At 45.2% G+C, this 7,485-nt stretch carries 10 protein-coding genes and 1 tRNA gene; 6 read left to right on the top strand and 5 right to left on the bottom strand.

The features are described 5' to 3' along the window. The first annotated feature begins 343 nt into the window (after positions 1 to 343). The 3 genes from ACR0QN_RS13705 to galT all read left to right on the top strand — a co-directional run bounded on the left by ACR0QN_RS13705 (position 344) and on the right by galT (position 3,581). Positions 344 to 790, top strand: a complete 447-nt coding sequence (locus tag ACR0QN_RS13705; protein WP_432651785.1) for an NfeD family protein — start codon at positions 344 to 346, stop codon at positions 788 to 790. Positions 791 to 818: 28 nt separating this feature from the next. Beyond that, positions 819 to 1,784: an SPFH domain-containing protein gene (locus ACR0QN_RS13700; RefSeq protein ID WP_432651784.1), complete on the top strand. Its 966-nt coding sequence runs from the start codon at positions 819 to 821 to the stop codon at positions 1,782 to 1,784. 306 nt (positions 1,785 to 2,090) lie between these two features. Further along, positions 2,091 to 3,581: a UDP-glucose--hexose-1-phosphate uridylyltransferase gene (galT, locus tag ACR0QN_RS13695; RefSeq protein ID WP_432651783.1), complete on the top strand. Its 1,491-nt coding sequence runs from the start codon at positions 2,091 to 2,093 to the stop codon at positions 3,579 to 3,581. A 67-nt stretch (positions 3,582 to 3,648) separates the two neighbouring features. Here galT and ACR0QN_RS13690 read toward each other — a convergent pair whose 3' ends face one another. Both ACR0QN_RS13690 and ACR0QN_RS13685 read right to left on the bottom strand, forming a co-directional pair. After that, on the bottom strand, positions 3,649 to 4,299 hold the full coding sequence (locus ACR0QN_RS13690; RefSeq protein WP_432651782.1) for a DUF998 domain-containing protein: 651 nt from the start codon (positions 4,297 to 4,299) through the stop codon (positions 3,649 to 3,651). Then, positions 4,280 to 4,897: a TetR/AcrR family transcriptional regulator gene (locus tag ACR0QN_RS13685; protein WP_432651781.1), complete on the bottom strand. Its 618-nt coding sequence runs from the start codon at positions 4,895 to 4,897 to the stop codon at positions 4,280 to 4,282. The genes ACR0QN_RS13690 and ACR0QN_RS13685 overlap by 20 nt, the downstream gene beginning before the upstream one ends. A gap of 157 nt (positions 4,898 to 5,054) precedes the next feature. Here ACR0QN_RS13685 and ACR0QN_RS13680 point away from each other — a divergent pair. Next, positions 5,055 to 5,131, top strand: a tRNA-Arg gene (locus tag ACR0QN_RS13680). Between the two features lie 92 nt (positions 5,132 to 5,223). Here ACR0QN_RS13680 and ACR0QN_RS13675 read toward each other — a convergent pair. Beyond that, a complete protein-coding gene (locus ACR0QN_RS13675; protein ID WP_432651780.1) occupies positions 5,224 to 5,781 on the bottom strand; it encodes a site-specific integrase in 558 nt (185 codons plus the stop codon). A 15-nt stretch (positions 5,782 to 5,796) separates the two neighbouring features. Here ACR0QN_RS13675 and ACR0QN_RS13670 point away from each other — a divergent pair, with 15 nt between their 5' ends. Further along, positions 5,797 to 6,000 carry a hypothetical protein gene (locus ACR0QN_RS13670; protein WP_432651779.1) on the top strand — a complete coding sequence of 68 codons (204 nt, stop codon included), beginning with the start codon at positions 5,797 to 5,799 and terminating at the stop codon, positions 5,998 to 6,000. A gap of 128 nt (positions 6,001 to 6,128) precedes the next feature. Here ACR0QN_RS13670 and ACR0QN_RS13665 read toward each other — a convergent pair whose 3' ends face one another. Both ACR0QN_RS13665 and ACR0QN_RS13660 read right to left on the bottom strand, forming a co-directional pair. Beyond that, positions 6,129 to 6,536, bottom strand: a complete 408-nt coding sequence (locus tag ACR0QN_RS13665) for a hypothetical protein (protein ID WP_432651778.1) — start codon at positions 6,534 to 6,536, stop codon at positions 6,129 to 6,131. After that, the gene (locus ACR0QN_RS13660) at positions 6,533 to 6,796 is read right to left on the bottom strand and encodes a hypothetical protein (RefSeq protein WP_432651777.1); all 264 of its coding nucleotides are present in this window, start codon (positions 6,794 to 6,796) and stop codon (positions 6,533 to 6,535) included. The genes ACR0QN_RS13665 and ACR0QN_RS13660 overlap by 4 nt, the downstream gene beginning before the upstream one ends. Before the next feature lie 211 nt (positions 6,797 to 7,007). Here ACR0QN_RS13660 and ACR0QN_RS13655 point away from each other — a divergent pair, with 211 nt between their 5' ends. After that, the gene (locus tag ACR0QN_RS13655; protein ID WP_432651776.1) at positions 7,008 to 7,193 is read left to right on the top strand and encodes a hypothetical protein; all 186 of its coding nucleotides are present in this window, start codon (positions 7,008 to 7,010) and stop codon (positions 7,191 to 7,193) included. Positions 7,194 to 7,485: the final 292 nt, after the last annotated feature.

The raw sequence follows: 7,485 nt of genomic DNA, 5'->3' as shown, positions 1-7,485 counted from the left end.
TTACGCTGTTCAGTTTCTCCAGCGGATCGCCTAATTCTGTTAATTTCTTGTATCGGTTCTCTTCATCAAAGAATCCTATCTGTAGCATTTTCATATCTCTATTTTACCACTTTTTTTCTTTTTTGTACAGGGGTTTTTAGATGTTACCTTATACCATATTTTTCCGGATTTTTCAACAGTTTTCCCCGTACATTGGAAAAATAATTCTGCATATCCGGATTTTAATCAAATTTTCATCTGAATTTTAAAAAATTCTTTGTAGGAAATATTGATTTTTTCCCTTTGTTATGATATGATAGGATATGAAAGGCAGACAATGTGCTGCCGGAAGGAGTGACAGTTTATGATGTACATCCTGTGGATCATTGTAATGATAGCAGCCGTTCTTGTGGAGGCAGCTTCATTTGCGCTGCTGTCCATCTGGTTTGCTGTGGGAGCGCTTGCCGCCCTTGTGGCAGCAATACTCGGAGCAGGAACAGGAGTCCAGATCGGAGTATTCCTGGCAGTTTCGGTGATACTGCTTGCGGCGACCCGACCGCTGCTCAAGAAGCTTATGCCGAAAAAGTATATCCCCACCAACGGAGAGCTTGATCTTGGCAAAACAGCCGTTGTCATCGAGAAGATAGACGGTATGGCAGGCACAGGCAGAGTCCGTCTCGAGGGCGTGGACTGGGGTGCGGTATCCGCCGACGGCTCAGTCATAGAAACGGGAGTTTCCGTAACGGTCATCGCCAAGGGCGCAGCATATCTTACGGTTCAGCCTGTACAGTCAGTACAGAAAACATTGTAACATATATCATAAAAGGAGAAAAATTATTATGACTACAGCAATCATTATCCTTATCATCGTTCTTGCGATCATCTTTATCTCGGGTATCAAGATCGTTCCCCAGGCTCAGGTCTACGTTGTTGAGCGTCTCGGAACATTCAAAGGTGCGCTTCACACAGGTCCCCATTACGTTATCCCCATTTTCGACAAGGTGGTAAAGAAGGTCTCCATCAAGGAGCAGGTAGTGGACTTCAAGCCCCAGCCCGTTATCACCAAGGATAACGTTACAATGCAGATAGATACGGTAGTATTCTTCACCGTTACCGACGCAAAGCTTTACACCTACGGCGTTGAGAGACCCCTCTCCGCAATTGAGAACCTTTCCGCCACCACTCTCCGTAACATCATCGGTGAGATGGAGCTTGATGCAACTCTTACCTCAAGAGACGTTATCAACACCAAGATAACCGCTATCCTGGACCAGGCAACAGACCGCTGGGGCATCAAAGTAAACAGAGTGGAGCTTAAAAACATTCTCCCCCCCAGAGAGATCCAGGACGCAATGGAAAAGCAGATGAAGGCAGAGCGTGAAAGACGTGAAAAGATCCTTCAGGCAGAGGGTGAAAAGAAGTCTCAGGTGCTTGTGGCAGAGGGTGAAAAGGAGTCCAAGATACTCCGTGCCGAGGCTGACAAGCAGGCTGCTATCCTCCAGGCAGAGGCTCAGAAGCAGGCAATGATACTTCGTGCAGACGCTGTAAGACAGCAGAAGATACTCGAGGCAGAGGGTGAAGCCGAGTCCATCAGAAACGTTCAGCAGGCTCTCGCCGACACCATCAGACAGCTGAATGAAGCAAATCCTTCTCAGAACGTTATCGCTATCAAGAGCCTTGAAGCCTTTGCAAAGGCAGCCGACGGCAAGGCAACCAAGATAATCATTCCCTCCGAGATACAGAGCCTTGCAGGTCTTGCGACCTCTGTCAAGGAGCTTGTTACCGAGGATAAGACACAGGAATGATAACATCATTGTAACCTCAATATGAATATCAGCCGCTTTCGTTTTTTTCGGAAGCGGCTTTTCTCATTCATTATTATAGCACATTTGTATCTACTTGTCAATACATTTCAGAACATAAGTTTGTAAAATCTGCAATTTTGTATAACTGCACAAAGCACGGGCAAATAAACGGTAATTATCACCATAAATAAAAAATGCAACATAGATACATATATCTGAACCGATTTTATATTGAAAAAAATTCCCGTATGATGTATAATAAAATCAGATGAACTCACGAAACATCTCAGAAAGGCAGGTCTTAAAATGATTTATAACTACATAGCCGCTCTTGCGCAGTACGGACTTAAAACGGGACTCATAGCTCCCGAGGACAGGACATTCGCCATCAACTCTATTCTTGCCGCCCTTGACCTCGATGAATATGAGGAACCCGAGACCATTCCCGAAGAAAGCCTTGAAAATATCTTAAAGGCTCTCCTGGACTTCGCCTGTGAAAAGGGCATCATAGAAAACAGCATTGTCTACAGAGACCTTTTCGATACAAAGCTTATGGCGTGCCTTACTCCCCGCCCCTCCGAAGTCATCGGAAAATTCAGAAGCGATTACAAGAGTTCTCCCGTGACCGCCACCGATAATTTCTATAAATTCAGTCAGGACACGGATTATATCCGCCGCTACCGCATTGCAAAGGACATCAAATGGAAAGCCGAGACCGAATACGGCGAGCTTGACATCACCATAAACCTCTCCAAGCCCGAAAAGGACCCCAAGGCAATAGCCGCCGCAAAGAACGCAAAGCAGAGCGGCTATCCCAAATGCCTTCTCTGCCCCGAAAATGTTGGCTACGCAGGCAGGGTAAACCACCCCGCAAGACAAAACCACCGCATTATCCCCGTAGAGATATGCGGCGAGGAATGGGGTTTTCAGTATTCCCCCTATGTTTACTACAACGAGCATTGCATTCTTTTTAATCAGAAGCACACACCTATGGTCATCGACAAAAAGGCATTTGAGAAGCTGTTTGATTTTGTAAGGCAGTTCCCCCACTATTTCATCGGCTCCAACGCCGACCTCCCCATCGTAGGCGGCTCAATACTCAGCCACGAGCATTTCCAGGGCGGAAACTACACCTTTGCAATGGCAAAGGCACCCGTCGAAAAGGAATATGTGATAAAGGGCTTTGAGGATATAGGGGCAGGCAGAGTAAAATGGCCTATGTCGGTCATAAGGCTCAGCGGAAAGGACACCGCAAGGCTCTCGGAGCTTGCCGACCACATTCTCATAAGCTGGAGAGGCTACACCGACGAGTCAGCATTCATATTTGCAGAAACCAATGGCGAGCCTCACAGCACCATCACCCCCATTGCACGCAAAAAGGGCGATATGTACGAGCTTGACCTTGTTCTCCGAAACAACATCACCACCGAGGAGCACCCTCTCGGCGTATATCACCCCCACGCCGAGCTTCACCACATCAAGAAGGAAAATATCGGTCTTATCGAGGTAATGGGTCTCGCCGTTCTTCCAGCACGTTTAAAGTCCGAAATGGAGCAGCTTGAGAAAGTCCTCGCCCAAAAGGGAGCAGAGAGCCTGAGAGACGACCCCGTTCTTGAAAAGCACGCCGACTGGGCAGCAGAATTTGCTTCACGCCGAGAAATAACTCCCGAAAATGTTTCCGACGTTGTAAGAGACGAGATAGGCAAGGTCTTTGCCAAGGTCCTCGAGCACGCAGGCGTTTACAAGCGTACCCCCGAAGGTATGGCAGCCTTTGACAGATTTGTGGAAACTCTCTGATGATATTATAGAGCATAACCGCCGCACAGAACTGTTTGGTTTTGTGCAGCGGTTAATTTTTATGATATCAAGCGGATATTTCTGCGGTTTTCTTCCCCTCAAATCCCAGAAACAAATAAACACCCAGCACCGCATTAAATCCCGCCGCCGCAAAAACGCTGAAACGCTCTGCAATGCCGAAAAATTCTTTCGGAACAATGTTCGTTCCAATGGCACCTATAAACATACATATGAGCGCCGCAGCCGCCCATACCGCAAGACTGCGGTAAGCTCTGCTTTTAAAACCTCCCACAATTATAAACAGCAGCGACACAATGGAAAGCGCCACCACAAGCACGGTCACAGCATAAACGTGCATAATGTCCTGAAAGGTGCCTGCATATCCGCTGTCGGAAAGCGGAAACATAGAATATCCCACGCTTGATACCCAGTTCATCGCCGCAAAAAGATATATCCCCGTGCGAATGGTTTTGGTAAGCCGCTCCCCGATATACACGCATACCGCCATTACCGAAACGATACCGCAGGAGCCGTACAGCGAAGACAGCTGCTCCCACAGCATTTTTGAAGGAGCGTTTACTGCGCTGAGGTCGCTTACAGCCTGAGCTTTCCAGTCATATCCCGGATAGGCAAGAGGAGAAAATACCACCGCCGCAGTATATGAAAGCAGAGACACCACTCCCAGAAGGCCCAGAAAGTTAATCAGCGTCTTTTTCATAGCTTTCACCTCCAAGTTCTCTGCAAAACCATCTGATATAATTTTCTATCATTCCCTGCGGCTCAGGCTCCCCTGCGCACAGGCAGTCAAAACGGTGCTCCATCATTGCGTGGACAGTCATAGCAAATGACACAGCCGCCGTATCAATGCTCTCCGCCCGTATTTTTTTATGCACCTGCAAAGCATAGAACAGATTTTTAGTCGTCTTGATCATACGCTTTGTTTCCTCAGTCATAATTTTTGCGGCGGCGGGGTTTACTGCACGTTCCGAATAAATCACCTTGTAGAAGGTGAGCATTTTTTCATCGCTGCACATTTTCATATAATTTGAAACGGAACATAACAGAACATCCTCCGCAGTTTTTCCTTTGACAAGTTCCCCGTAATCAATATCGGAAGAAGCAAGATTTTCCTTGGACTTTTCCCTCAAATACCCATACATTGCGCCGACGATCTCGTCCTTTGATCCGAAATGATTGTACAGCGAGGGCTTTTTTATCCCAAGCCTGTCTGCTATCTGTGACATTGTAACGCCGCTTAGCCCCTTTTCAGCCGCAAGCTCCAATGCAGCAAGAATTATCTCTTCTTTTCTGTCCATCACAGCGCCTCCCTTTTAACTTGTAGTAGTTATTATACTACCATTCGTTAGTTTTGTCAAGAGGCAGCGTAATAAATATTCAGTAGTTTTATCCCAAATTTTTTGCAAAATCTATTGACAAGTGTGAAATCAATATTGTATAATATAATTCAGTTAACTGTCCGTAGCTCAATTGGATAGAGCGTCAGACTCCGACTCTGAAGGCTGTGGGTTCAATTCCCGTCGGGCAGACCACGTAATGAAGCCGCTTGCAGGTATTGCAGGCGGCTTTTTATTATGCTCAAAATCGGGTTTTGTGCGCTATTTGTGCGCCATTTACAATTTTTTTATGCCTCTTTGCTCCTCAAAACCACATCGGCTATACATTCGGCGGAGCGCTTGTCGGCTTCTTTGATGATATGGGAATACAAGTCGCTTGTGGTGCTTGCTTTTGAATGTCCGAGTCTGCCCGAAATGCTTATGCTGTCAATGCCGTTAAAGTATAAGATACTTGCCATAGTATGCCTGAAGGCGTGGGGATTGATATGCGGCAGTCCGTTGCGCTTTGAGAAATCGCTGCACCATTTTGTTATGCTGTCGGGGCGAATAGGATAGCCTATTTTATTCCCCTGCTCCTGCACAAAGAGGTAATCGGCTTTTACGCTTATGGGCTTTCCGCTCTTGTCTGAGATCTGTACGAAGCTGTTCCACTCCGAGCCGCACATTCTTCGATAGTTTATCCAATATTCCCGGTATTGTCTCAAAAGCTGCATTGTTTCCGCAGGCAGAGTGATGTATCTGTCGGACTGCTCCGTCTTGGGAGTGTCCTCATAAATGATATCTTTTCGGATATGCCTCAGAGTGCTTATGAACAGGGTAAAGCTACAGCCGACAGCTACATTCAAGGCATTATCGACAGTATGGCTGGATATGACTCAATTATTACCGGGTCTTTTAATAAATCTCTGAATAGTCAGACCTCTGCAAGCTCCGCTTCCGGTGGAACATTCTACAGCGGTGATACAGTAATCAAAATCGCCCTTGATAGTGCGACAGTTGTAGATAAAACTATAAACGAACTTGCACAAATGGCAAGAAGGGGTCTCAATCCGTTAAATATGTGATTATACCTCTCAGAACGCACGAGAACGGTGTGTACGGCGCTTTATATGCAAACAGGTAAAATTACCCTATAAAAAATAATGCCCCTCAGAATGCATTGTAGTAGCTCTGAGGGGCATTGCTTATTTTATCACGTTGAAAAGAATTCGCCGTTCATAATATCAAAGTGCCTGCGGTATCTATCGGGAATAGAAACAGGAACATCATAGCCCATAGCTTTTAACGCTTTGGGGATAACTCTCATACCGTCTTTAAAGAATTCTTCTATGCGCTTGTCCTTGCGTGTGATACTGCTATAATTCGGCGGACACACGAAAGTCCAATCAGCTCCGGAGTGATCTACCACAAGACGGAAATACTTGTCTATGTCTGCATCGGAGTCTTTTACAAGCCTTAACAGGATATGATGCTCCATAGCTTCATCAATCTGACTTGCTATAATATTTTCGCCGTCAAAGGAGATAAGCACAAGAAGCGGCTCGTCTGCCTTTACGGCATTGTCAAAGTTCTGCTCATTGGGGTATTTTATTATATTCATTCGTCTGCCTCCTTTTCTGTTTCCATTTTCTCCGATACGGGATCGACTTCCTTATTGTCTTGTACTTTTATACGGGCTTCAATAGCTTTTGTAATATACCCGTTAAGGCTTTCTCCTGCTTTCTCTGCGTGTGTCTGTATGCTCTCTTTTGATGTAATACTGTCTTTTTGAAGTCTTAAAAGTATTTTGTCGTACTTTTTATCTTCAAAACGTTTAGTAGCTGCTTTTTGTGCAGCACTTACAGGCTTTTTCTCTGACATTGTATCACCTCCAAATACTATTATAGCATATCACTATAACGATATCTATATACATTTCAACTAACGATATCGTTATAAATTTGTATAATATGTCTATTGATATAACGCTATCGTTATGCTATAATATAACCAAGCTCAGAAAACAAGAGCAGAAAGGAGGACAAAGTTAAAGCTCGGATGAGCTGATCCATTAAGAAGGGAGTGAAAAGCAATGACATACCTTGATTTAAGCAGGCTCAGCATTGATATGATTGAGGCAGTATTTCCAGCGGATAACGAGGGAAATATTTCCCCCGTCTCTCTCAAGTGCAAAATCACAAGAGGCGGCGTGACATATAAAGTCAAGACCGACAGAGACGAAAGCGGAGCATACGACAGCACTATCAGCAGCGAATGATATCCGCAGATATTCCCACAAATCCAATAAAAAACCTCTTGCAAGCTGCAACAAGCAAGAGGGCGAAAACAACACACCTCTCTGGGGGCGGATATGTTAATAACCAATTATATTATACCGCTCCCCGAGTAATTTTGTCAAGAGGAGAGTTAATTTAAGTTTCCCCAAAATTCAGCCTTGACGCATCCGAATCAGAAAACAGAGACAATTGAGTGCTACAATCGGGCAAAGAAAAGAATGTGCCAATACCCGATTTAACCGTTTTTAAGATTTCAAAAATACCGTCGGCAAC

It is taken from the genome of Huintestinicola sp. (assembly GCF_050874005.1).
Lineage (GTDB): Bacteria > Bacillota > Clostridia > Oscillospirales > Ruminococcaceae > Huintestinicola.
Note: the sequence above shows the minus strand (reverse complement) of the source record. Positions and strands in the feature narration are given on the sequence as shown.